Origin of the sequence: Streptococcus infantis (assembly GCF_047460825.1) — a bacterium.
GTDB lineage: Bacteria > Bacillota > Bacilli > Lactobacillales > Streptococcaceae > Streptococcus > Streptococcus infantis_V.
On the sequence record NZ_JASHFO010000007.1, the window covers coordinates 43451 to 66784 of the forward strand.

General features: G+C 39.9%; 26 protein-coding genes. 6 read left to right on the forward strand and 20 right to left on the reverse strand.

Going from position 1 to position 23334, the window contains the following annotated elements; all coding sequences use genetic code 11:
• Nucleotides 1-7 precede the first annotated feature (7 nt).
• Together QM911_RS03490 and blpC are read left to right on the forward strand one after the other, a co-directional pair.
• A complete protein-coding gene (locus QM911_RS03490; protein WP_061862667.1) occupies nt 8-1369 on the forward strand; it encodes a bacteriocin secretion accessory protein in 1362 nt (453 codons plus the stop codon).
• A 56-nt stretch (nt 1370-1425) separates the two neighbouring features.
• Nucleotides 1426-1581: a quorum-sensing system pheromone BlpC gene (gene blpC, locus QM911_RS03495; protein ID WP_061862666.1), complete on the forward strand. Its 156-nt coding sequence runs from the start codon at nt 1426-1428 to the stop codon at nt 1579-1581.
• A gap of 43 nt (nt 1582-1624) precedes the next feature.
• On the opposite strand, the gene QM911_RS03500 is transcribed toward blpC, so the two are convergent.
• From QM911_RS03500 to QM911_RS03510, 3 genes are read right to left on the reverse strand one after another with little or no spacing between them, the layout of a single operon-like run.
• On the reverse strand, nt 1625-2965 hold the full coding sequence (locus QM911_RS03500) for a sensor histidine kinase (protein WP_414276267.1): 1341 nt from the start codon (nt 2963-2965) through the stop codon (nt 1625-1627).
• A 13-nt stretch (nt 2966-2978) separates the two neighbouring features.
• Entirely contained in the window at nt 2979-3716 is a 738-nt protein-coding gene (locus QM911_RS03505) for a response regulator transcription factor (RefSeq protein ID WP_061862664.1), read from the reverse strand.
• 4 nt (nt 3717-3720) lie between these two features.
• On the reverse strand, nt 3721-4059 hold the full coding sequence (locus QM911_RS03510; protein ID WP_061862663.1) for a LytTR family DNA-binding domain-containing protein: 339 nt from the start codon (nt 4057-4059) through the stop codon (nt 3721-3723).
• Between the two features lie 276 nt (nt 4060-4335).
• Here QM911_RS03510 and QM911_RS03515 point away from each other — a divergent pair, with 276 nt between their 5' ends.
• Nucleotides 4336-4665 carry a helicase BlpT gene (locus tag QM911_RS03515; protein ID WP_414313130.1) on the forward strand — a complete coding sequence of 110 codons (330 nt, stop codon included), beginning with the start codon at nt 4336-4338 and terminating at the stop codon, nt 4663-4665.
• Nucleotides 4666-4972: 307 nt separating this feature from the next.
• On the opposite strand, the gene QM911_RS03520 is transcribed toward QM911_RS03515, so the two are convergent.
• Both QM911_RS03520 and QM911_RS03525 read right to left on the reverse strand, forming a co-directional pair.
• Entirely contained in the window at nt 4973-6022 is a 1050-nt protein-coding gene (locus tag QM911_RS03520; protein WP_414313131.1) for an ABC transporter permease, read from the reverse strand.
• Nucleotides 6019-6750 (reverse strand): ABC transporter ATP-binding protein, encoded by a 732-nt coding sequence (locus tag QM911_RS03525; RefSeq protein ID WP_049508263.1) that lies wholly within the window; start codon nt 6748-6750, stop codon nt 6019-6021. Before QM911_RS03525 ends, QM911_RS03520 begins: the two co-directional genes overlap by 4 nt.
• Nucleotides 6751-6817: 67 nt before the next feature.
• On the opposite strand from QM911_RS03525, the gene QM911_RS03530 reads away from it, so the two are divergent.
• The 3 genes from QM911_RS03530 (at nt 6818) to QM911_RS03540 (ending at nt 8263) form a co-directional block, all read left to right on the forward strand.
• Nucleotides 6818-7228, forward strand: coding sequence for an HIT family protein (locus tag QM911_RS03530; protein WP_414313132.1), 411 nt, complete (start codon nt 6818-6820; stop codon nt 7226-7228).
• A 9-nt stretch (nt 7229-7237) separates the two neighbouring features.
• Nucleotides 7238-7525, forward strand: coding sequence for a hypothetical protein (locus QM911_RS03535; RefSeq protein ID WP_414313133.1), 288 nt, complete (start codon nt 7238-7240; stop codon nt 7523-7525).
• Between the two features lie 84 nt (nt 7526-7609).
• Complete coding sequence (locus tag QM911_RS03540; protein WP_414313134.1) at nt 7610-8263, forward strand: hypothetical protein; 654 nt, start codon at nt 7610-7612, stop codon at nt 8261-8263.
• A gap of 200 nt (nt 8264-8463) precedes the next feature.
• On the opposite strand, the gene dnaJ is transcribed toward QM911_RS03540, so the two are convergent.
• The 15 genes from dnaJ to rsmH form a co-directional block, all read right to left on the reverse strand.
• Nucleotides 8464-9600: a molecular chaperone DnaJ gene (gene dnaJ, locus QM911_RS03545; protein WP_049530135.1), complete on the reverse strand. Its 1137-nt coding sequence runs from the start codon at nt 9598-9600 to the stop codon at nt 8464-8466.
• Between the two features lie 271 nt (nt 9601-9871).
• Nucleotides 9872-10504 carry a DJ-1/PfpI family protein gene (locus tag QM911_RS03550; RefSeq protein WP_414313135.1) on the reverse strand — a complete coding sequence of 211 codons (633 nt, stop codon included), beginning with the start codon at nt 10502-10504 and terminating at the stop codon, nt 9872-9874.
• Between the two features lie 258 nt (nt 10505-10762).
• The gene (gene dnaK, locus QM911_RS03555; RefSeq protein ID WP_414313136.1) at nt 10763-12586 is read right to left on the reverse strand and encodes a molecular chaperone DnaK; all 1824 of its coding nucleotides are present in this window, start codon (nt 12584-12586) and stop codon (nt 10763-10765) included.
• 257 nt (nt 12587-12843) lie between these two features.
• A complete protein-coding gene (gene grpE / locus QM911_RS03560) occupies nt 12844-13359 on the reverse strand; it encodes a nucleotide exchange factor GrpE (protein ID WP_045763635.1) in 516 nt (171 codons plus the stop codon).
• Between the two features lie 26 nt (nt 13360-13385).
• A complete protein-coding gene (gene hrcA, locus QM911_RS03565; RefSeq protein ID WP_000255788.1) occupies nt 13386-14420 on the reverse strand; it encodes a heat-inducible transcriptional repressor HrcA in 1035 nt (344 codons plus the stop codon).
• A gap of 166 nt (nt 14421-14586) precedes the next feature.
• Nucleotides 14587-15093 (reverse strand): DUF2812 domain-containing protein, encoded by a 507-nt coding sequence (locus tag QM911_RS03570; protein WP_414313137.1) that lies wholly within the window; start codon nt 15091-15093, stop codon nt 14587-14589.
• A gap of 21 nt (nt 15094-15114) precedes the next feature.
• A complete protein-coding gene (locus QM911_RS03575; protein WP_414313138.1) occupies nt 15115-15690 on the reverse strand; it encodes a DUF2812 domain-containing protein in 576 nt (191 codons plus the stop codon).
• On the reverse strand, nt 15690-16010 hold the full coding sequence (locus tag QM911_RS03580) for a PadR family transcriptional regulator (RefSeq protein ID WP_414313139.1): 321 nt from the start codon (nt 16008-16010) through the stop codon (nt 15690-15692). The genes QM911_RS03575 and QM911_RS03580 overlap by 1 nt, the downstream gene beginning before the upstream one ends.
• A gap of 120 nt (nt 16011-16130) precedes the next feature.
• Nucleotides 16131-17477, reverse strand: a complete 1347-nt coding sequence (gene glnA, locus QM911_RS03585) for a type I glutamate--ammonia ligase (protein ID WP_045763630.1) — start codon at nt 17475-17477, stop codon at nt 16131-16133.
• A gap of 35 nt (nt 17478-17512) precedes the next feature.
• The gene (gene glnR, locus QM911_RS03590; protein ID WP_000659543.1) at nt 17513-17869 is read right to left on the reverse strand and encodes a transcriptional repressor GlnR; all 357 of its coding nucleotides are present in this window, start codon (nt 17867-17869) and stop codon (nt 17513-17515) included.
• Between the two features lie 75 nt (nt 17870-17944).
• Entirely contained in the window at nt 17945-18472 is a 528-nt protein-coding gene (locus QM911_RS03595) for an FUSC family protein (RefSeq protein ID WP_414313140.1), read from the reverse strand.
• Between the two features lie 129 nt (nt 18473-18601).
• A complete protein-coding gene (gene mraY / locus QM911_RS03600; protein ID WP_414313141.1) occupies nt 18602-19582 on the reverse strand; it encodes a phospho-N-acetylmuramoyl-pentapeptide-transferase in 981 nt (326 codons plus the stop codon).
• A 1-nt stretch (nt 19583) separates the two neighbouring features.
• Nucleotides 19584-21839, reverse strand: a complete 2256-nt coding sequence (gene pbp2X / locus QM911_RS03605) for a penicillin-binding protein PBP2X (protein ID WP_414313142.1) — start codon at nt 21837-21839, stop codon at nt 19584-19586.
• A gap of 3 nt (nt 21840-21842) precedes the next feature.
• On the reverse strand, nt 21843-22160 hold the full coding sequence (gene ftsL / locus QM911_RS03610; protein WP_000229661.1) for a cell division protein FtsL: 318 nt from the start codon (nt 22158-22160) through the stop codon (nt 21843-21845).
• Between the two features lie 9 nt (nt 22161-22169).
• Nucleotides 22170-23120 carry a 16S rRNA (cytosine(1402)-N(4))-methyltransferase RsmH gene (gene rsmH / locus QM911_RS03615; RefSeq protein ID WP_414313143.1) on the reverse strand — a complete coding sequence of 317 codons (951 nt, stop codon included), beginning with the start codon at nt 23118-23120 and terminating at the stop codon, nt 22170-22172.
• Between the last annotated feature and the right edge of the window lie 214 nt (nt 23121-23334).

A 23334-nucleotide genomic window follows, 5' to 3' on the forward strand; every position in this document is an offset into this window, starting at 1 on the left:
GAATGTTATGAATCCTAATCTTTTTAGAAGCGTCGAGTTTTATCAGAGACGTTACCATAATTATGCGACAGTATTAATCATACCACTTTCATTACTGTTTACTTTCATCGTGATTTTCTCCCTTGTTGCTACAAAAGAGATTACTGTTACATCGCAAGGAGAAGTCACTCCTACAAGTGTCATTGCATCCATTCAGTCAACCAGTGATAATACTATCTTAGCTAATCATTTAGTGGCAAATCAAGTAGTTGAGAAAGGTGATTTACTCATCAAATACTCTGAAACAATGGAAGAGAGCCAGAAAACTGCCTTAGAAACTCAATTACAAAGACTTGAGAAGCAAAAAGAAGGACTTGGAATTTTGAAACAAAGCTTAGAAAAAAATACCGATCTTTTTTCTGGTGAGGATGAGTTTGGCTACCATAATACCTTTATGAATTTTACCAAACAAGCTCGTGATATTGAACTGGGTATATCAAAGACTAACACTGAGGTTTCAAATCAAGCCAACCTTGCCAATAGCAGTTCATCAGCTATCGAACAAGAAATCATAAAAATCCAACAACGAATTGGAGAATATGAAGAACTGAGAGATGCTATCATAAATAAAAAATCTCGATTACCAACTGGTAATCCACACCAGTCAACCTTGAATAGTTATCTTGTAGCATCACAAGGACAGACACAAGGAGCTATAGATGAGCAATTTTTCTCTCAAATTAATCAAAGTGTTACAGGTCTCGAATCATCTATCGCCAATCTTAAAATTCAACAAGCTGGTATTGGAAGTGTAGCAACTTATGACAATAGTTTAGAAACCAAAATTGATGTACTTCGCACTCAGTTTTTACAGACAGCTTCTCAGCAACAACTAACCGTGGAGAATCAATTAACAGAATTAAAAGTACAACTAGATCAAGCGACACAGCGCTTAGAAAACAATACCTTAACCGCTCCAAGTAAAGGTATCGTTCATCTGAACAGTGAATTTGAAGGTAAAAATAGAATTCCAACTGGTACAGAAATTGCTCAAATATTCCCTATTATAACAGATACAAGAGAAGTACTAATCACTTACTACGTATCATCTGACTATCTCCCCTTACTAGATAAAGGACAAACTGTAAGATTAAAGCTTGAGAAGATTGGAAATCATGGCATTACCATCATCGGCCAACTTCAGACAATTGATCAAACTCCTACCAGAACAGAGCAAGGAAATCTCTTTAAATTAACCGCTCTTGCAAAACTATCTAATGAGGATAGTAAACTCATCCAATATGGCTTACAAGGTCGCGTCACTAGTGTAACTGCAAAGAAAACATATTTTGATTATTTCAAAGATAAAATTTTAACACATTCTGATTAATTTTCAGATAACACTCTATAACTATTTATTATCTTATAAAACAGGAGAATTGTAACATGGATAAGAATCAAAATCTAACCTCATTTCAAGAACTAACAACTACCGAACTCAACCAAATTACAGGTGGAGGATGGTGGGAAGATATCTTATACAGCCTTAATATAATTAAGCATAACAATACGAAAGGACTTCATCATCCAATACAACTATAAAAAATAAGACCGAGAAACAAGCACTCTCGGTCTTATTTTTTCATCATTCTATAGGTATCATAGTAAGCACCTGACGAAAGACTTGATCTTGACAGGTGGTATTGAGACTAGCATTGGGATAACTTTCCACAATCTTCATGACAGTATAAAGACCAACACCTCTGTCCTCCCCTTTAGAACTAACTCCAAAAGAGAAGATTTCAGAAATATTTATGCCCTCTTCTTTGATGGAATTTTCGATGATGAAGGTCTCCTGTGCTCCACTTTTTAAAAAGGCGATTGAAACATGAGGTTGACTGGCCTCTACACTGGCTTCAATGGCATTGTCACAAAGGATAGATACGATGGTCAAAAAATCAAGCAGGTTCATACTCTCGACTTGAATCTCCTCAGGAACTTCGACATTAAAGACAATGTCCTTTTCTCTAGCTTTTATAAATTTTCCAGCTAGAAGACTTTTGAGGGCACGATCCCGAACATTCACCAATCTGCCAAGGTCATATTTATTGTCCTGCAATTTTTGGCTGGAGTCCTTCAAGACGGAGTCGTAGACCTCTTTTATCTGCTCTATATCCTCCTCTTCAATGCCTAGTCGTAAGCTGGTCAAGAGGTTGGTGTAGTCATGGCGAAAACTCCGTACTTCCTTGTAAAGCTCCTCTATATGCAGACTATACCGCTCCATATCTTTGTAGCGCAAGTCCTGCTCTTGGTCCAGTCTCTCATGGAGTTTGTCCTTCAAATAGGTATCCAATTTCTTGATAACCCCCATAAAAAAGAGTAGGTAAAACACTAGGATGAGATGGCGAACAGTCGTTGATTGAATACCTTGCTCATATTCAAAGTAAGACAGACTTTGTATCACCAAATAGTAAGCCCCCATTATCCAGTTAATCTGAGTCAGGGACTTTTGAAAGGCTTTATCTAGAATCTCCCTTCTCAAACTAGTAAAATCATAGTCCAACCATTTCAAAAAGGCTAGAGAAATGAAGAAATTGAAAATTATTATACATAACCCAGTAAATGAGTAGTCATCATATACTTGCCCTTGTCCCAAAAATGGAAGCACAAAATAGGAGACCCCTCTATAAAAGAGATTCACCAATATCATTGGAAAGAGACCATAAAAGAAGAGAAGTTTTTTAGGAAGCCCTCTTAACAGTAAGAAAGACAAGCCGATGCCATACAAGGGTTCCATAAAATAAGATAGGTAAATATTTCCTACTATATAGCCAATCATTACAAAAACAAAGGCCAACAGTATCTTAAAAAGAAAGGCCTTAAAAATCCTCTCGAAAGTGAGACCAATTCCATCCACCTTAAAGAAAATGACAATTTCTAGCCCATTAGTAATAAGTGTATGCAATAATATCCAAGCAATATTCATAAACTCTCCTAGCTCAATGTAAGTTATTGATAGCCTCAGACACTTCCCTGACCTTATAACGCGCGATCAGACAGCTTCCGCTATTAGGAAAGAAAAGGAGTTTTTCTTTCTTATCCAAACGAACTACATTGGTTGGATTGATGAGGAAGGAGCGATGGCACTGCAAGAGACGTGGCTCCTGCTTGAGAACCTCCTCTAAACTCGCCGTAAATTCCAACCTGTCTGTCTTGGTATAGAGGATAACACGATGGGGTCTTGGGGATGTTTCGAGATAGTAAACCTCTTTAAAAGGATACTGGAATTGAGCAAATTTTGATTTAAAGTAAAAGCAATCGTCCGCCAGACTTTTACTATCTTGACTATTGGCATAGAGGAGGGCTGTCTCGATACGAGATTCAAACTCCTCTGCCGACAAGGCCTTATCAATGTAGTCCAAAGCTGAAACTTGGTAGCGAAAAGACAGGGGCATAAACTCTGAGTGAGTCGTCACAAAGACAATCAGGGCATAAGGATCCCGATCCCGAATCTTTCTAGCCACTTCCAGACCCTTCATCTCTTCGTTTCGAATCTCAATGTCCAAAAAGAAAAGCTGATGCGCCCCCTTCTCATGTACCTCTGCCAGCAGTTGGTTTGGCTTGCCAAAAACTTCAAAAGAACTGGGAATGATACTCTGTTTTTTCAAAAGTTTTTCAATCGTCGTTTCAATTCTTGCTTGTTGGGAAAAATCATCTTCTAAAACAAAAATTCTCATCTTCTTACTCTCCTTCTTTCAACCATTTTTGGCGAATTTCTCTATAACGACGTCTGGAATACTGAACAGCATATCGACCTTCTTCTCCAAGAAAAAGAGTCTTTGATTGGAGTTCCATGGATTTTACTCGTTCAAGGTTGACCAGACAATTCCGATGACATCTCGTTAAGGTTTCCCCATATTGTTTCTCAAGCTTGCTTAAATTTTGAAACAGATCAAAGCTAGCGTCTTCTGTAACAATCTGCACGGTATGGGCTTTACTTGGATGCGTTTGGATATAGTAGATATCCTTTATGTTTAATTTGAAAATTTCTTTCTCTTTTTGGATGATAATGTAGTTCATGGATAAAACCTCCTAAAAAGAGGATACCATAAGTCTAGCAACTAATTTTCACCAAATCCTAAACGGTTCTCAAAAATTCCTAAAGTGTTGAATTTTTTACTAAATAACCATGATAACCTTACAACTATTTTATCATAAAATCTCGCTATTACCATTCAGGAAATTTCAATGACAATTAAAGATTTGTAGATAAAAAAAGAGTAAAAAGTGATAGGCTATGATTAGAAATACAAAGGCTTAAAACAACTTTAAAACCATCACAAAGGAGGAATTCTCATGACGGATACAGATCCAATCAAAAGAGCTCAGGCACTGATAACTGAGTTAAACAAAACTTACCAAGTCTGCAAACAGGCAACAGCTGACGATGTCCGTTTCCAGGAGCAACTGGACAATATCCTCCGCTTTCTCTCTAAAACTGAGACAGTGGATAATCGATTCTTGATTGAGCTAGAAAAATTTTACCAAACTTCCAGCCTTCTCCTGGGCCTCAGTGCTCTCAATCCAGACGGTCCTACCCGTGCCGCTTGGAGAGCCTATGACCGCTTCCACTTTGACCAAGTCAAGACCAAGTTAAGTCTCTACGGGCCAACCCTTATCTTGTAATAGTCTTCAAAAATCTTTTCAAACCATGTTAGCCTTAAAACTGTTTTTTGAGTAACCTGCGGCTAGCTTCCTGGCTTGCTCCTTGGTATTCATTGAAGTTACGTAAATAAAAATGGCGGTGGGACAAAAATCGAAAGGCAAAGTCTCGATTTCGTAGTCCCAGCCCCGCGAGGATGATTAGGAGATTTTTGGAGTCTAAAAGACGAACAAAAAGTTCAATCAGCTACCGCGTCAAAGTTTGATTGCTAATAAAAAATGAGGTTGGGATCTTTTGTCCCAACCTCATTTTCATCTAATCTTATAAGATTTAATCCTGTATCTGACGTTTCACCTGATAAGGGAGATACAAGATTTGCAAGACCAATCCAGCTCCAAGCAGGGCTAGAAGGGCTAGTTTTTCTTGGAGGGTAATCAAACCAACTATCAGTTGAACCAATAAAACAAAACCAGTCAATCCTCGGACAACTGCCTGTAACCCTTTTTCCTTTTGTCCCTTGTCTAGCGGGAAAAGTTGGATCAAATATTGGTAATCAAAGGCATGATAGAGAGCCAATAACTGAAAGAGCAAGAGATAGTTAAATAAAACTACCACTGCTGTCGCTATCCAAGCTTGCTCGATAAAGATCAACGCCAGCAAGGATAGGAAGAGGAGGCGAAGACTGAGGGCAAAAAGATCTCCATTTCGCAGATAAGAACGAAGATAGAGGTTCTGCCAGATCTTCCCAGGCACTTTTTGAACAACTTTAAGGATAAAGTCTAGATAAGCTCGTCGCTTGACGCTGTTTGAAATTCCCTTGACTTGGGTAAAGAGGGCAAAGAAGCGAAGTAAGAACTGCTTGCGTTTACTTTCTTGGGCAATCACATAGTCCCAGTCCAGATGATTTGCACTAAAAAACTTGCCAGCTTTTTTCTGAAACAGAAAATATTTCCCTACTCCCAACAGAAGAACATAGACCCCAAAAACTCCTAAGCCCAAACCCATGGCTAAAAATAAAGGAGCAAAAAGGAGCAAAAAGAGAGTCTGTACACTAACCCAAAAGATGAAGGAAACTAGACTTTGCTTCTGGATATGTTCTCTTACTTCTTCTTCAGCTACTAAGAGAAAGAGCTTATCAGGCGCTTCCACATAAGTCGCGATTCCACCCCAAAGCAAGAGTAAAACAGAGACAATCCCAATTAAACCTAGGATTGGTAAATGATTCTCAGGAAAATGCTGAAGTAGTTGACTATACTGATAGGCTAGAAAACCTACTAAGACCAGTAAAAACAAGACAAAGTGGTCATTGAGCACATAACGCAGATAACCGACACACTCTTTACGAAAAGCCTGCTTTCGCTTTAGAAACAAGTCTTTCATCTGTCCTCCTCTTTGGTCAAAGCCAAATAGATATCATTGAGACTTGCTTCTGGCATGGCAAAAGCTTGTCTCAGCTCTTCAAGATCCCCTTTAGCTCTGACTTGACCTTTGTGGAGAATGACAAAAGAATCACACATTTTTTCAGCAGAGTCAAGAACGTGGGTACTCATGAGGATAGACTTGCCTTTTTTCTTTTCAAGATCCAAAAGCTGAATCAAGTCCGAAATTGCCAAGGGATCAAGACCAAGGAAAGGTTCATCGACGATAAAGAGACTCGGATCCACAACAAAGGCACAGATAATCATGACCTTCTGTTTCATCCCTTTTGAAAAATGAACAGGGAACCAATCTAATTTCTGATCCAAACGGAACATCTTTAAAAGAGGTTCTACACGTTCAAAAGCTAGATTTTGCTCAATACCATAGGCCATGGCAACTGTCTCGATATGTTCTCTGAGAGTTAATTCTTCGTACAAACTAGGAGTTTCAGGAATGTAACCAATCTGCTGACGATATTCACGAGGATTGGCACCTAAGGTTAGCCCGTCAATGTTTATTTCTCCACTATAAGGTGTCAAAAGTCCAATAATTTCATTGATGGTCGTTGATTTTCCAGCACCATTGAGACCGATCAAACCGACCAACTGTCCACTCTCGACTGTAAAGGACACATCTTTCAAGACAGGGACATGAACATAGCCACCTGTCAGGTTTTTAATTTCTAACATATTTTCTCCAAATCTGGTATAATGTAGCTATATTATATCAAAATTCAATACAGTAGAGGTAGATTTTATGTCAGATTGCATTTTTTGTAAAATTATCGCTGGGGAGATTCCCGCATCAAAGGTTTACGAAGATGATCAAGTTCTTGCCTTCCTTGATATCTCACAAGTAACACCTGGTCACACCTTGGTCGTACCAAAAGAACACCACCGCAATCTTTTAGAAATGGATGCTGCAAGTGCTAGCCAACTGTTCGCCCAAGTACCAAAGGTTGCTCAAAAAGTCATGAAAGCTACCAAAGCTGAAGGTATGAATATCATCGCCAACTGCGAAGAAGTTGCTGGACAAACCGTTTTCCATACCCATGTCCACCTCGTTCCTCGCTATAGTGCAGATGACGACCTAAAAATTGACTTTATCGCCCATGAACCAGACTTCGACAAACTTACCCAAGTCGCTGAAACGATCAAAAACGCTTAAGGAGTCACTATGAAACTATCAAACTTACTACTTTTTGCAGGCTCTGCAGTCGGTTCATACCTCCTCGTTAAGAATCGCCAAGCTATCACTGAAGAGGTTCTAGATACAACTGATCGTGTTGAAGCCATTAAGGAAGACTTGGATATCATCCAAGATAACCTGCAAATTATCAACCAACAAAAAGAACTCATCAAGGAATATCAAAAAGATTTGACCTATAAGTTTAAAGTCTTGGAAAAAGACGTCCAAACAAGATTAGCTGTACTAAAAGAATTGCAGGAAACTGAAGAAAACTAAGGAAAGGGAAACTCCAATTTTCCTTATTTCCCCTTTAAATCCATTTGGGTTAGCAAATCCTAACAGACCAGGGAGGGCATGAAAATGAAACAGTTTTTTAAAGTTTTGACGCGGATCATCCTGATAATTTGTGGTGGCCTCTGCCTTCTTACAGCCCTAGCATTTCTAATACTGGCCAATCTGTTCAAGGCCTCACCGAGTGACATCAAAAAAGGAAATGAAGCCTTAAAACAAATCTTCATCTCCCTTGACCTGCCTCCTGAAAAAGTAGAATCAAATGGAAGCTATCAATTCGAGGGTGGAGGCTTAGATTTTTATGTGACTTTCTCTGATGATGTTGTCAATAGCCACCCAGTCCTAAAAGAAAGTCCAAACCTCACTAAAAACCGACTCAAAGTCTATGTCCTAAACACAGGAGATATTTCCTACCATTCAGTAGAGGACAACTTATTCAATCATGGTTTATCCCAATTTTTAGAGGAGGAAGGCGAGAAGTATTTCCGAGAAAACGGAAAGAAATCACATTCTTCTTACACAATTCTAACTTTGAATGATCCGGAAAGCATGAAAAAGGGGATCGCATTCTATGAAAAAGCTTTGACCTTGGTGGATATTCACGATAATTCGGCAATTAAGCACATTGATACCGTCACCGTGAAACCTGGCAAGGAAGCGGAACTCAAGCAACTCATCCAGGACATGGATGAGGCTGGCTTACTCACTCAAAAATATCAATAACAGACTAGTCTGAGAATGATTTCTCCCATGCTCATACACTTCGAAAATCTCTTCAAACTACGTCAGCTCTATCTGCAACCTCAAAGCAGTACTTTGAGCAACCTGCGGCTAGCTTCCTAGTTTGCTCTTTGATTTTCATTGAGTATAACATTCTAAAGATTGCACGAAAAAGAGCCCGAAGGCTCTTTTTACTTTATGCTTTATTCTCCTTCAAAGGCATCCTTAATATGGTCAAAGAAGCCTTTTTTCTTTGGATTTACTTTTAAATCACCTGCAGCTGCGAATTCTTTCAAGGCTGCTTTTTGGCGGTCATTCAAACCTGTTGGGGTAACAACATTGACAGTAACATATTGGTCACCAAGGGCACCACCACGAAGGCTAGGCGCACCTTTACCACGTAGGCGGAATCGTTTACCAGTCTGAGTTCCTTCTGGAATGACTAATTCTACATCACCATGAACTGTAGGGATGTCTACTGTATCACCAAGTGCTGCTTGAACAAAATTGAGGTTCAAATTATAGAAGATAGTAGTTCCTTCACGTTCAAACTTATCACTAGCTTCAACTGAAACCACCACGTACAAGTCACCATAAGGACCACCATTAAAGCCGGCTTCACCCTGACCAGCTAGGCGGATCTGTTGACCTGTTTCCACACCAGCAGGGATTTTTACGTGTACGCTATGAGCTTGTTTTTCATGACCAGTTCCATGACAGGTTGTACATGGATCTTTGATTTCTTGACCACGGCCATGACAGACATCACAGGTTACCTGGCGACGCATCATACCAAGAGGTGTTTGGGTATCAACATTGATCACACCTGAACCATGACAGCGTCCACAAGTAACTGGACTTGTTCCAGGTTTAGCACCAGACCCATTACAAGTACGACAGCTTGCTTCACGATTGTATTTGACTTCCTTTTCTGTACCAAAAATAGCTTCTTCAAAAGTCAAATGAACGCGATACTGGAGGTCGTCACCTTGACGAGGGGCGTTTGGATTACGTGATGCACCTCCACCACCAAAGAAGCTTGAGAAGATATCTTCAAATCCGCCAAAGCCACCTGCTCCGTCGAAGCCTCCGAAACCGCCAGCACCACCAAAACCACCATTGGCACCAGCAGCACCATATTGGTCATAGGCAGCACGTTTCTGTTCATCGCTCAAAGTTTCATAAGCTTCTTGAACTTCCTTGTACTTGTCCTCAGCACCAGGATCCTTGTTGATATCTGGGTGATATTTTTTAGATAATTTCCGATAGGCTTTCTTGATCTCATCTTGAGATGCATTTTTCGAAACGCCCAAACGGTCGTAAAATTCAGTATTGTTCATAATTCAAGATACAAAGGGCGTTAAACGGACACAGGCAAAATAGGAGTTTTGACGACGGACGCTTACGTCCTAGAAAAAACTATCTTTTTGGCACAGTCCGTAGCCCGTGTTCAGTTGCGAACACATTTGTTCCTTTCTATTGATGTTGTAAATCAAACCTCGATGTAGGTCGGGTTCAATTCCTTTCTTTTATATTGAGTAAGAAACTTCAGAGCTCGGCTACAATTTCCCAAACACTCTTTGTTCCTTTCTATAAATTTCATGTAAATCTTTAGAGGGTGTTTTCTATACATCGCTCCACTTGATCAAACTCTTCATCTGATAGAGTAAATATCAAATCCTCTTCTGAATATTCGTTCTGTTCTTTAAAATAGTTGTCAGTATTTTCTGCCAAACCTAGACTTAGAATCACTTTCCTTGCAAACTCTTGATGTGCGAATCCTATAGCCGTAATGATCTGTTTATCTTGCACAAGGACTTTCGGTTGGAAATTCTCACGAGGAAGAAATTCAAAATAGTCAAAGAAGTTTTGCCAAATTCCACCTGTAAATTTCGTGTCCTTCAACAAGCCTGCTTTAGCTAATAAAAGGGGGGCTGAAGAAATGGCTGCAATTAAGACATCTTGCTCATCAAGACTTCTCAAAAATGAGATCAATTTTTCATCCTGTAGAGCAGGTCCAATGTTAACCATTCCTGGCAAAATCACACAAGAATACTCTTCTATACGGATTTGATCCAATGTTTTAGTCGGTTGACAGGGTAAGCCATCCTCAGATATAACTATCGAATGTTCTGAAGCCACATAATCAATTGTTACGCCAAAAGATAAAGCTAAAGTACTCGTTAAAGTGGTTATCTCATAAAGAGAAAAATTAGGATAAATGATACAAAGTACTTTTTTCATACGCAACATCCTCTATTTTACCGAAAAACAGAGGCTGGGTTGCAACCTCTGGATTTCTTTTTGTCATTTGCTAGTTATGCTGAATTGAGTTTCGGCTAAATTGAGCACGCCCTAACCTCTTGGTGAAAAAGAGACGTAGCTGTTTTAGCTTTAGCGAATTACAGATAAGGCTACTTTTAGGTATAAATCTTCCTAGAAACTAGAGTTTCTGCGTCAGATTTCCTATTTTCACTGTGAGGTTTTAACGGGCTTTGCATCTTATTTTTCCGTAAACTCTCCATCTACGACGTCATCGCCTGCGTTTCCTGTTGCTTGTGCGCCTTCTGCTCCTGCTTGAGCTTGTTGCGCTGCTGCGGCTTGTTCGTAGAGTTTAACCGCAAGTCCTTGAGCTTTTTCGTTCAATGCTTCAAGTTTTGCTTTCATGTCGTCTAAGTTGTTGTCTTCTTGAGCTTTCTTAAGATCATCAAGGGCAGCTTGTGCAGCATCACGTTCTGCATCGAAGCCTTTGCCTTCAGTTTCTTTGATTGTCTTTTCAGTCGCAAAGATCGCTTGGTCTACTTCGTTACGAAGGTCAACTTCTTCTTTACGTTTCTTATCTGCTTCAGCGTTAGCTTCTGCATCTTTCATCATGCGGTCGATTTCTTCGTCTGTCAAACCTGAGTTAGATTGGATAACGATTGTTTGTTCTTTTTGAGTTCCAAGATCTTTAGCCTTAACAGATACGATACCGTTCTTATCGATGTCAAATGTAACTTCGATTTGTGGGATACCACGAGGTGCAGCTGGGATATCTGTCAATTGGAAACGTCCAAGAGTCTTGTTATCTGCTGCCATTGGGCGTTCCCCTTGAAGAACGTGGATATCAACGGCTGGTTGGTTGTCTGCTGCAGTTGAGAAGACTTGTGATTTAGAAGTTGGAATTGTAGTGTTGCGGTCGATGAGTTTTGTGAAGACTCCACCCATTGTTTCGATACCAAGTGACAATGGTGTTACGTCAAGAAGGACAACGTCTTTAACATCACCAGTGATGACACCACCTTGGATCGCAGCTCCCATAGCAACAACTTCATCAGGGTTTACTGATTTGTTTGGTTCTTTACCAGTTTCAGCTTTAACAGCCTCAACAACTGCTGGGATACGAGTTGAACCACCGACAAGGATCACTTCGTCGATTTCTGACAAGCTCAAACCTGCATCTGAAAGGGCTTGGCGAACTGGAACCTTTGTACGTTCTACGAGATCACGAGTCAAATCGTCGAATTTAGCACGAGTCAAAGTCATTTCCAAGTGAAGAGGTCCAGCCTCACCAGCAGTGATAAATGGCAAGCTGATTTGAGTTGAAGTCACTCCAGAAAGGTCTTTCTTAGCTTTTTCAGCCGCATCTTTCAAACGTTGAAGAGCCATCTTGTCAGCTGACAAGTCGATGCCGTTTTCTTTCTTGAATTCTGCTACCAAGTAGTCGATGATTTTTTGGTCAAAGTCGTCACCACCGAGTTTGTTATCCCCTGCAGTTGCCAATACGTCAAAGACACCATCACCCAATTCAAGGATAGATACGTCGAATGTACCACCACCAAGGTCGAATACCAAGATTTTTTCTTCTTTGTCTGTCTTGTCCAAACCGTAAGCAAGAGCTGCTGCAGTTGGTTCGTTGACGATACGTTCTACTTCAAGGCCAGCGATTTTACCAGCGTCTTTAGTTGCTTGACGTTGAGCATCATTGAAGTAAGCTGGAACTGTGATAACTGCTTTTGTTACTTTTTCACCAAGGTATTCTTCAGCGTAACCTTTCAAGTATTGAAGGATCATAGCTGAGATTTCTTGTGGAGTGTATTCTTTACCGTTAGCAGAAACTTTTTCAGAAGTACCCATCTTAGATTTGATAGAGATCACTGTATCTGGGTTTGTGACTGCTTGACGTTTTGCAGCGTCACCAACGATGATTTCACCGTTTTTGAATGACACAACAGATGGAGTTGTGCGGTTTCCTTCTGGGTTTGCGATGATTTTGCTTTCTGTTCCTTCAAGAACTGCTACTGCTGAGTTTGTTGTACCTAAGTCAATACCGATAATTTTAGACATGTGTTTTTCTCCTTAAATTTATCTTCTTTTTTTCTTTTTGATATTTCCCCTTAAGTGGTGGGGACGTGAGCAACTCCCTTCGGGATTTCATCACTTATTTTTGAGCCTATTGTCTCAAAAATCCCCTGTTTCAGTAGCACAAGCTACTGAAACTTTCACCACGGCGGGAAATATCTTCCTTGCAAGCCGGAGGCTTGCTTTTTATCATTCTTTCATAGTTTAGTGTCGTTTCGGACAAGGTTTTTAAGTTCTCTAGCCTAGTTATATACAACCACCATGGCTGGGCGTAGGATACGGTCATGTAGTTTGTAGCCTTTTTGGAAGACTTGTGCGATGGTGTCTGCTGGATGTTCGTCATCTGCTGGAACTGTTTGAATAGCCATGTGGTAGTTATGGTCAAATTCTCCATCTGCTGGGATTTCTTCGATCCCTTCTTCTTTCAGAGCATGTACCAAACTTTCTTGGACCATTTCCAAGCCCTTCTTCACATCATCTGTCAACCCTTCGACGGCAAGGGCACGTTCGAGGTTGTCTAGTGATGGCAAGATTGCTTTCGCCAAATCTTGGCTGCGATAGCGTTGCAAGAGTTGACGCTCTTCGTTGGCACGGCGCTGAATATTTTGCATTTCTGCATGAGCACGAAGGTATTTATTTTCAAATTCTTCGGCACGTTCATTGGCCAAGTCCAATTCAGACTTTTCAGGAGTTGTTTCTTCAGCTGTTTCCACAACTTCCTCTTCTTTTACTTCTTCATTTTTAATATCTTGGGCCATTTTCGCCTCCTTTAATGATTTCAATCTTAATTCACTTCATAGTGATTACTGCTGAGATAGCGGTAAAAATCCGTCAACTTCATAGTCAAAACTCGATTAACTACATTGAGTTGATTGACTAATTGTTGATAATCCAGATTAACGGGACCTATAATCGCAAGAATTCCAAACCCACGGTAAGGAATCAGGAACTTACTGCTAATCACTGCTAAGTCAGCAAGACAAGATTCTTGGCTATCCGCAACTCGGACACTTTGCATCTGGTCGCCAATCAGATTTTCTCGAATTTCCAAAGCAACCTTTTGTGGCTGATCAAAAAACTGATAAGCTGCTAGATTAGCAAAATTCAAGAGATTGACTTTCCCAGAAACCACGATATTTTCATTGAACATTTCTTTAAAGATATGTTCGACGAGATCCATAACATTATCCGTTGTTGTGAAGTAACGTTGGATAATCTGCGGGATCTCTGTCCGAATCTTGTAGTGAATATCCAAAACAGTCTGATCCAGGAAACGCTCTTGAATCATGGTCTTGAGGCGATTCAAATCCTCCTGCAAGAAATTTCTCGGAATCAAAAACTGACTGGTAACTGTTCTAGACTCATCAAGCGTAAAAACTGCCAGTGCTGTATGTTGTCCTAGGACAACGATATCAAAAGCTGTCAGCTTCTGCCTACTTGGTTCGACATCCAGTGCTACAACCGTACAACCACTCAAGTCTGCCAAGATTTTCGTTGCCTCTTGAAGAATATCCTCAAGCTTGAAGAATTCTTGATCAAAGGCTTTTACAATCTCATAAACTTGATTCTCAGCTAAACGGTCAAAGGATAGGGAGTGTTTGACATAGTATTGAAATCCAGCTACACTCGGCATCCGACCACTGGAAGTATGTGCCTTTTCAAGTAAACCTTGCTTTTCAAGAGCTGCCATATCATTTCGAATGGTAGCACTACTAGAGTTGATAGACTCTTGCAAGGCTTTGGATCCAACAGGTTCGTGCGTTTTGGTAAAGATGTCAATAATCAGATTTAAAATATTCTGCTGACGTTCTGTAACCATCTCGCTACTCCTCTCTGAAAGATCTTTTTAGCACTCGCAACCTCTAAGTGCTAACTTATGATTCTATTATACACCCTTAGAAAAGAATGTCAAGACAAAAACTCAAAAAATTAGCACTCTTTTGTCAAGAGTGCTAAAAATCGGTCTGAGGACCTAGAAACTAATGTCAATCAACCAGATATTTCCGTCTAAGTCTGTAAAAACTATAAATTAGATAAGAAATCATGAGAGCATATAGGGCAAAAATAAGGAAGAAAGAATGAGAGAGGCTTTCGCGAAACAGACTCATACAAACAACAAGACCGCCAGAGATAGAAACTGTAGCTGTACGAAGTCCAGATTTCACACCATCCCATCTAAGACGATTGTCCATGAAAAATCGATCATTTAAATCTACATCACAAGTTGCTTTTCGAAAAACAGTATAAGAACAATTTCCCACAAATTCCCATCCTCTATCCTTAATACTTTGTAAATCTACCTCATTTTTTCTAAGATAGCTAGTATTCCACACACGGTAAATTACATCATCAGGTTGGCATTGTTCAAAATAGAAAAAGCCAAAACGATTCGATTTAAATTTCCAACCTTTCAAATGCATCTCATGCAAATAATCTTCAACCTTATCCAAATCAAAAATAGTAAACATTCGAAATTGTACTTTGCTATTCATTGTCTAACCTCCAAAATCATTTTATTTATCAGATAATTCTTTCCACTTTTGAAACAATCTCCAAAAAATATAAGAAATCTGAATCGCGAAAACTATCAATAAAGTACAGTCTATGATAACAATCAAAAACATTCCCCAACTGAAATAACTTCTTCCACTGAGTAACTTTGAGAAAACCGGTAGTAGCACTGAAAAGAGAAGCAAAACAGGAAGCATCCGCATTGTTAAAATCTTCTTGACCATGGCTAACTTCCCGGCCGCGTCATTATAAATTTCAAACTCGGCATCCGACTCAACTCCAGAATAAGGTTTTCTAAAATAGGAAAAACTATTAAAGTTTGTAATGTGCTCCCAGCCACAATCTTTAAACAGTTGTAAATAGGAAGCTCTCTCTGACTTTTTCATAGGATAAAAGTCCAACTGATAAACCACCTGCTCCGGTTGGCACTTTTCAAAAGTATACTTAACTGCAACTACTAAGTTAGAATAACTTACTTCCTTAAGTTTCCAGCCCTGAGCATGCATTTCTCCGAGATAGAGAGCCTCTCTATCATAATCCGCAATGGTAGCAATTCTATAAACAACTTTCTTTTCCATCAAAGCTCCTCCCGACTGTTTCTGTAGAGCCGTTCAATACGTTTCAACTCAATGTCTAAAACTTTTCGGCCCAAGTCTGTTATCTGATAGATTTTTCGTTTGTCCTCTTCTCGGACAAAGGAGATCAAACCGTCTTTTTCCATCTTTGACAGGGTTCCATACATGGTCCCAGGACTAATTGAAACCTGTGAATCTGTCATCTCTTTGACCTTTTGTGTAATACCATAACCATGGTTCTCCTTTTGCAGAAAAAACAGAATATAAAATCCCGTTTCAGTCATGGGAAGGTAGACACGCCTAATCTTATCTGTTAATTCCATTTAACCAGACCTCCTATTTAGTTCGATATATCGCACTTCGTTATATAAAATATATCACACCTCGATATAAAATGCAAGAAAAAAAAGATCGTCCTCACGGACAATCTTTTTGATTTATCATTAGTAAAGATCTAGGTAGTTATCAATTTCCCATTGTGAGACAAAGGTTGCATAGCTTGCCCACTCGATACGTTTGGCTTCAAGGAAGCTAGTATAGATGTGCTCACCTAGGGCTGCTTTAACCACTTCGTCTTCTGTCAAAGCTTTCAAAGCATTGTGAAGCGTTGATGGAAGGTCTGTGATGCCAGCCTCTTTACGCTCTTCAGCAGTCATAATGTAGATGTTTTCTTCGATTGGTGCTGGTGCTTCGATTTTGTTTTCGATACCGTTCAAACCAACTTCTAAAAGAACAGCCATAGCAATATAAGGGTTTGCCATTGGATCCACGGAGCGCAACTCCAAACGTGTTCCCATTCCGCGTGATGCTGGTACGCGGACAAGTGGTGAACGATTGCGACCTGCCCAAGCGATGTAAACAGGCGCTTCATAGCCTGGAACCAAACGTTTGTATGAGTTAACGGTTGGGTTCATGATAGCTGTATAGTTGTAGGCATGTTTGATCAAACCACCAAGGAAGTAGTAAGCAGTTTCTGACAACTGCATGCCTTTTGGATCATTTGGATCAAAGAAGGCATTATTTCCCTCAGCATCAAACAAGGACATATTACAGTGCATACCTGAACCAGCAATACCAAATTTTGGTTTTGCCATAAAGGTTGCGTAAAGGCCATGTTTACGAGCAATTGTTTTCACAACCAACTTAAAGATTTGAATCTTATCACAAGCACGAAGCACTTCATCGTACTTAAAGTCAATCTCATGTTGACCTACAGCAACTTCGTGGTGACTTGCTTCAACTTCAAATCCCATTTTGGTCAAGACGTTAACGATCTCACGACGAGTGTTGTCAGCAAGGTCTGTAGGTGCCAAATCAAAGTAACCACCCTTGTCATTTACCTCAAGAGTTGGATCTCCATTTTCATCAAGCTTAAATAGGAAGAATTCTGGCTCTGGTCCAAGGTTGAAAGATTTGAACCCAACTTCTTCCATGTGACGAAGAGCACGTTTGAGGTTTCCACGAGGATCTCCTGCAAATGGTTCACCTTCTGTTGTATAGACATCACAGATCAATCCTGCGACACTACCGTTCTCATCTCCCCAAGGAAAGACTGTCCAAGTGTCCAAGTCAGGGTATAGGTACATATCTGATTCGTTGATACGAACAAACCCTTCAATAGAAGATCCATCAAACATAGCCTTGTTTGACAAGACCTTGTCTAGTTGTTCATCTGTAGCAGGAATTTCGACGTTTTTCATAGTTCCCAAAATATCTGAAAACATGAGACGGATAAAGGTTACATTTTTTTCCTTAACTTCACGACGAATATCTGCAGCTGTGATTGGCATGGTTTTTCTCCTTATATATGACGACTTGCGGTTGCCTAACCGCGACCAAAAGGTGATTGTTGAGAAGCGAAGCGACTTTGCTGGAGAACTTCATTCCGAAGCGCTCTACGCACTTCAGTTTGACTCACTGGTTTTTTAGACTTCGCCTCACGTTCAGCATATTTTTTCTTGATGGCAGCAATGTTCAGACCTTCAGAGATATAATCTTTAATCTCAAGCAATCGATCCATGTCATTCAAAGAATACATACGACGATTGCCCTCGTTACGATCAGGCTTAATCAATTCCTGGTCTTCATAATAACGAATTTGGCGCGCCGAAAGATCGGTCAGTTTCATAACACTACCAATAGGAAAAACTGCCATATTGCGACGAAATTCTTTTTCCTTCATGTACACTTCCTTCTTTCTGTCTATTATAGTCTAAAAAAATTCAATCGTCAATCAATAATGTTATATCTTGTGACATTATTTTGTTTTTTTCAGTAAAATGCTCCGTAAACGATCAATATCGTAATTTACAAGAATTGCTACAAAAACACCCATAAAGGTTTCAAAAACTCGAGCAAACACGTACAAAACTGTCTCACCGCTTGGAATTGATAAGGTAATAATCAACATAGCCGCAACTCCACCGATAACACCTGCTTTATTGTTCATAGCAACATTTGTCATAATGGTTAACATGGTGCAAATTGGAACAACTAGGAGGGTTACCCAGAAGGCTCCGTGAAAAAAATTATTTAAGAGAAAGAAAATCAGGGCATAAAAACCACCGATACTATTTCCGAGAATACGAGAAGTACCAAAATGAACACTCTTGTCAAAGTCTTCTCTTAAACTAAAAACCGCAGTCAAGGCTCCAATCTGAAGTCCTTTCCAACCAAAAAAACCAAAAATCATGAGAACTAAAAAAACAGCGATCCCTGTCTTAAAAGTTCGCATCCCTAACTTAAACTTGGATTTGTCAAATCTATACTTTTTAAAATAACTCATCATTTCAACTTTCTATTTCCATTTTACCATAAATTTACCTATTTTTGAGAAAGGGATGCAATAAACTGATGGAAATAAAAAAGAGAAGGAACTTAATCCTTCTCTATCTGATGATTCCACACTCTCTTTTTAGAACAAATACATGAAAACTAAAGTCAAGAGACTAGCGAATAAGCCCACTCCCCAGAAGAAGAAGTCGACCTTCCACTCACTCCAGGCTTGGCCTTTCCCAGAAAAGCCCCCCAACTCAAAATGATGGTGAACTGGTGTCATACGGAAGATACGTTTTCCTCCAGTCAACTTAAAGTAGGTGACTTGCATCATAACAGATGTTGTTTCAAAGACATACACTAGACCAATCAAAAGCAGAGTCCATTCTTGGTGCAGTGCCATGGAAATAGCCGCTAACATCCCTCCAAGGGCTAGGCTACCTACATCTCCCATGAAAACTTTAGCAGGCTTGTGGTTAAAGACAAAGAAGCCAAGAAGACCACCAATCATAGCTACAATCACTAGTAAGATATCGAGCTGATTTTGCACATAGGCAATCACTCCATAGGCAGATAGGCTAATCACCACAGAAATACTTGCCAAGCCATCGATTCCGTCAGTCAGATTAACTGCATTTGAAAAACCAACTAACCAGAAGAGGGCAAAGAGAATATACAGAACACCTAAATGCAAGGGATAACCAAATACATTTAAGATATCTCCTCCTCTTTCATAGAAGAAATAGAAGATAACTCCTCCGACCAACTGAAGCAAGAGCTTCTGTTTAGGATTAAGTCCTTCATTGATTTTGCGGAAAACCTTGAGAAAATCATCCAAGAAACCGACCAAACCATATAAGACCAGGATGAAGAGGATCATTCCTACATTATTGGTTAATTGATTGGTTACGAGAGCAAGGACCAGACTAACTAAAACTCCTGCTAGGAGAAAGACGAGTCCTCCCATGGTTGGTGTCCCAGCTTTTTCTTGGTGTTGTTTGACATCCTCATGCATCTGTTGACCGGTAATCTGTGCTTTATGGTAAAAACGGATAAAGGCTGGAATTCCTATGACTGTTAGAATAAAGGCAATCACTCCAGCAAAGATAGAAATAAGCATTCTAATCTCCTAATGTTATTTTTATTTTCTGTAAATCTTTTAAAGTTGTATTGGAACGAACACTTTGCTTTTTAACAGTTTCTCCTGTACCTTCAAACTCAACTTCAAGATTCAGCCATTTGGCAAAGGTTTCAACATTTTTCTTAGACCAGCCATATAAGTCAGGCATCTCTTCTACCTTATCTGAAAGGAGTAAGATTTGCTGATTGGCATCTAGATTGGTTCCTTCTTCTACTGAGCTTTCTTTGATTTTTGTTCCTGAACCGATAACAATTGGTTGTACAAGGTTACGACGGAGTTCTTCAGCTAGTTCTCCAGGACCATAATCCTTCAGTTCTGGCATTGCATAACTAGTTGTAGTTGTCACTGGGTCCAAATTCTTAGCTGTAGATTGCAGATTGAGCGTCTCTTTCATGGCTGAAGCCCGCTCCAGAATCGGGTTTGAAAATTCTCCTAGTTGTACCGAAGCAAAATGTTCTGGTTGTTGAACTGTCACGTAAAGAATAAAGTCTGGATTTTCAGAAGGATGCATGGTTACTACAGAAAAGATATAATTGGTTTTCCCAACTAAATATCCTCCGTTTTGCTCATCGGCAATTTGAGCTGTTCCAGATTTGACAGAAACATTCTGACCAGGAACAGTAATTACTGGTTTATTATCATTACGATTATACATGGTCCCATAAATAGGGTCTGTACCAACCAAAATCATGTTTTCCCTAGTCAAACTAGCCGCTTCTTTGGATACAGGATTACCTACAATTTCCTTTTTGGACTTCCGTACTGTCTGATCGTTCGGATCATAAATAGCACTGATAAACTTTGTCTCTAGCATAACCCCATCATTCGCAATGGCTGTAAAAGCTCGTAGCATCTGGGTTTGGGTAACAGAAATACCTTGACCAAAAGCACTCTGGGCAATATTAACGACGTTATCTGCAGGTAGTTGTCCAGCATACTCATCTGGCATGCCAAAACGAGTTGGAACTCCAAACTTAAATCGATTGAGGTATTCTAACCAAGTAGTATCCCCCATTCTTTGTTCGAGCAAAGTCATCCCCACATTACTTGAGTGAGCAAAACCTTGTGAAAAGGTCATCATACTTCCAGATGATAGGCCATCATTCACATCCCAGTCCCTGATAGTCGCATCAGCTACCTTTAATTCACTACTATTAAAGTATTCGCCTCCAGAGAAGGTTTTATTGTCAATAGCCGCAGCTAAGGTCATGACCTTCATGGTAGAACCTGGCTCATAGTTACTTTGATAGAGGATATTTCGCCAAACAAAATCATCTGTTAGACCTTCTTTTGTATTTGCATCAAAAGTCGGTCTTTGGGTTGTGGCAAGAATTTCCCCTGTCTTGGCACTAACCAAGGTCGCATTCATGTACTTGCCCTTAACTTTTTCTTGAAAGGCATCCATTTGGCTTTCAAGAAAGGACTGCAATGGACTGGATAAGGTCGTGTAGACATCTTTTCCATTTACCGTTTGTTGGGTAACTTGTTCCGTACCTGGAACAATATTACCTAAACGATCTTTTTCATAGGTAATAATGCCGTCTGTTCCTGCCAACAAACTATTTAAGGAACTCTCGACACCAGACGTCCCAACGAGACTTTTTGTTCCATCTTCATTTTCACGTAACTGGGCTAAGCCAATAAAGGATGAAGCAAATTTTCCATTTGGATAACTTCGATTGGGACTAGTCGTAAAATCAACACCCTTGACCTTAGCAGCTTCTAAGTCCTGTTTAATGGACATCATATTTGCGTAGGTAATCCCATTTCCTTTAGCACCAAAGGAAACCTGTTTGAGATTTGGTTGAGAGAGTTGATCCTTGACGTAGGTCTCCTCCATATCCAAGTACTTATGGAAAATTTCGGCTACCTTATTGTACTGAGATTCCGCTACATATAGAACATCTCCATTAGCTGATTTATAATCCTTATCAATGACAGCATAAACATTATAGGACGTTGCATCCTCAGCAATCGGAGTTCCATTACGATCATAAATGGTTCCCCTCTTAGCAGGAACTGTTAGAGTCGTTTGGTGAACCTTACTGGCTTCTTTGACCAGGTCAACACCAAACTTCTTCCCCGTACCAATAATCACCGCAAAATTAACCAAAAAAACAGCAAAGAGAAAGACGGCTAAGAGACTAAGGCTCTTCCCAACTCGTCTGCGGTTTTCAAGGGGAGATTTGCGATTCTTAATGGCAAAGTCTACTATTTTTTCTTTCCAGGTTTTCATATACTACTCCGCCGATCGGATATTTTCATTATTTAGTTGCAGTTCTTGCGAATCCGCAATTCCTGTCAGACGCTCTGAACGGATCAATTCATTGACCTCCTGCTTAGCATCATCCAGCTCTGTCTTCTTTTCTTCAATCTGAGCATTAACAGTCGTTAGTTCACTCTGGACTTGCAAGAGCTTGGTCTGCATATAAACCACACTGATGGCTAATACAAGGGCTGTAATGGCAATCGAAAGGTAAAAAGCCTTCTCAACACGTGAAAATCTCTTGATACGAGCTTGCAGTAATTGGCTCGTCGTTTCTCTTTTTTCTACCATTTTATCCCCTTACTTGTGAATTTTTCGAGCTACTCGTAGCTTGGCTGAGTGAGAACGATTATTGGCCTCCAACTCCTCCTTGCTTGGTAGAATCGGTTTGCGAGAGACTAATTCCATCTTGGGCTTAAGATCATCTGGGATGAAAGGCAAGCCTTTTGGTACTTCCACTGTTGAAGCTTCCTTGAACAATTGCTTGGTCAAGCGATCTTCCAGCGAATGAAAGGTAATGACTGAGATTCTTCCGTCCACTGCTAGTAATTCCATAGCTTGTTGGATGGACTCATCTGCAGCTCCTAATTCATCATTGACCTCAATACGGATGGCTTGGAAAATTTGCTTGGCCGGATGACCTTTTTTCTTGAGTTCCTTGGCAGGCTTAGCAGACTTGATAATCTCTGCTAATTCCGTAGTGGTCTCAATCGGCTTCAACTCACGCACCTGTTCAATCTTCCGAGCAATTTGCTTGGAGAATTTGTCTTCTCCATACTTGAAGAAAATACGAACCAAGTCATGATAGTCATAGTGATTGACAACCTCATAAGCTGTCAAACTAGCCTCTTGGTTCATCCGCATATCCAGTGGTGCATCCTTTTTATAAGAAAAACCACGTTCACGTTGATCCAATTGCGGGCTCGAAACTCCCAAGTCATAACAAATGCCATCAATTTCTTCTACACCTGCTTCCTGCAAACGGGCCTGCAAATGACGGAAGTTGTCCTTGATGAAGGTAACCATCCCTTTTTCGATATAAGGAGCCAGACGTTTTTGCGCATTGTCAATGGCATTCTGGTCCTGGTCAAAGGCATAGAGATGCCCCTTTTCACTTAATTTACTTAATAAATACTCGCTATGGCCTGCTCCACCTAAGGTCGCATCAACGTAAATACCGTCAGGTTTTACATCAAGCATATCAATGGTTTCATGGAGCATGACCGTTACATGATGAAATTCTTTTGTCATATCTTATCTATTTTACCACAATTCTGACTAGCTTGCACTCGCTAAAGCAAAAACCTTTTCTTACTACTTTATCACTTGTATTCAGCAGGTGACTCTGTAACCTAGGGGAAGTTTAAGTGTTGTAGCCATCTTAGAACCTAAGATATAGTCATTTCATTTTTTAAGAGAAACCACACAAATAGAAATTTCTCTATTCAGATTAAAAAGCTGAGTT

Excerpts from the sequence above, each read along its gene's own strand:
- QM911_RS03500 (WP_414276267.1), bottom strand. The coding sequence starts at position 2,965 with ATGAATATTGCTTGGATATTATTGCATACACTTATTACTAATGGGCTA.
- QM911_RS03530 (WP_414313132.1), top strand. The coding sequence starts at position 6,818 with ATGTCAGATTGCATTTTTTGTAAAATTATCGCTGGGGAGATTCCCGCA.
- QM911_RS03595 (WP_414313140.1), bottom strand. The coding sequence starts at position 18,472 with ATGAGTTATTTTAAAAAGTATAGATTTGACAAATCCAAGTTTAAGTTA.
- dnaK (WP_414313136.1), bottom strand. The coding sequence starts at position 12,586 with ATGTCTAAAATTATCGGTATTGACTTAGGTACAACAAACTCAGCAGTA.
- QM911_RS03490 (WP_061862667.1), top strand. The coding sequence starts at position 8 with ATGAATCCTAATCTTTTTAGAAGCGTCGAGTTTTATCAGAGACGTTAC.
- pbp2X (WP_414313142.1), bottom strand. The coding sequence starts at position 21,839 with ATGAAAACCTGGAAAGAAAAAATAGTAGACTTTGCCATTAAGAATCGC.
- QM911_RS03525 (WP_049508263.1), bottom strand. The coding sequence starts at position 6,750 with ATGTTAGAAATTAAAAACCTGACAGGTGGCTATGTTCATGTCCCTGTC.
- QM911_RS03570 (WP_414313137.1), bottom strand. The coding sequence starts at position 15,093 with ATGAATAGCAAAGTACAATTTCGAATGTTTACTATTTTTGATTTGGAT.
- ftsL (WP_000229661.1), bottom strand. The coding sequence starts at position 22,160 with ATGGTAGAAAAAAGAGAAACGACGAGCCAATTACTGCAAGCTCGTATC.
- QM911_RS03540 (WP_414313134.1), top strand. The coding sequence starts at position 7,610 with ATGAAACAGTTTTTTAAAGTTTTGACGCGGATCATCCTGATAATTTGT.
- QM911_RS03505 (WP_061862664.1), bottom strand. The coding sequence starts at position 3,716 with ATGAGAATTTTTGTTTTAGAAGATGATTTTTCCCAACAAGCAAGAATT.
- blpC (WP_061862666.1), top strand. The coding sequence starts at position 1,426 with ATGGATAAGAATCAAAATCTAACCTCATTTCAAGAACTAACAACTACC.
- mraY (WP_414313141.1), bottom strand. The coding sequence starts at position 19,582 with ATGCTTATTTCTATCTTTGCTGGAGTGATTGCCTTTATTCTAACAGTC.
- hrcA (WP_000255788.1), bottom strand. The coding sequence starts at position 14,420 with ATGGTTACAGAACGTCAGCAGAATATTTTAAATCTGATTATTGACATC.
- glnR (WP_000659543.1), bottom strand. The coding sequence starts at position 17,869 with ATGAAGGAAAAAGAATTTCGTCGCAATATGGCAGTTTTTCCTATTGGT.
- QM911_RS03515 (WP_414313130.1), top strand. The coding sequence starts at position 4,336 with ATGACGGATACAGATCCAATCAAAAGAGCTCAGGCACTGATAACTGAG.
- QM911_RS03575 (WP_414313138.1), bottom strand. The coding sequence starts at position 15,690 with ATGGAAAAGAAAGTTGTTTATAGAATTGCTACCATTGCGGATTATGAT.
- QM911_RS03535 (WP_414313133.1), top strand. The coding sequence starts at position 7,238 with ATGAAACTATCAAACTTACTACTTTTTGCAGGCTCTGCAGTCGGTTCA.
- glnA (WP_045763630.1), bottom strand. The coding sequence starts at position 17,477 with ATGCCAATCACAGCTGCAGATATTCGTCGTGAAGTTAAGGAAAAAAAT.
- QM911_RS03580 (WP_414313139.1), bottom strand. The coding sequence starts at position 16,010 with ATGGAATTAACAGATAAGATTAGGCGTGTCTACCTTCCCATGACTGAA.
- QM911_RS03550 (WP_414313135.1), bottom strand. The coding sequence starts at position 10,504 with ATGAAAAAAGTACTTTGTATCATTTATCCTAATTTTTCTCTTTATGAG.
- grpE (WP_045763635.1), bottom strand. The coding sequence starts at position 13,359 with ATGGCCCAAGATATTAAAAATGAAGAAGTAAAAGAAGAGGAAGTTGTG.
- QM911_RS03520 (WP_414313131.1), bottom strand. The coding sequence starts at position 6,022 with ATGAAAGACTTGTTTCTAAAGCGAAAGCAGGCTTTTCGTAAAGAGTGT.
- rsmH (WP_414313143.1), bottom strand. The coding sequence starts at position 23,120 with ATGACAAAAGAATTTCATCATGTAACGGTCATGCTCCATGAAACCATT.
- dnaJ (WP_049530135.1), bottom strand. The coding sequence starts at position 9,600 with ATGAACAATACTGAATTTTACGACCGTTTGGGCGTTTCGAAAAATGCA.
- QM911_RS03510 (WP_061862663.1), bottom strand. The coding sequence starts at position 4,059 with ATGAACTACATTATCATCCAAAAAGAGAAAGAAATTTTCAAATTAAAC.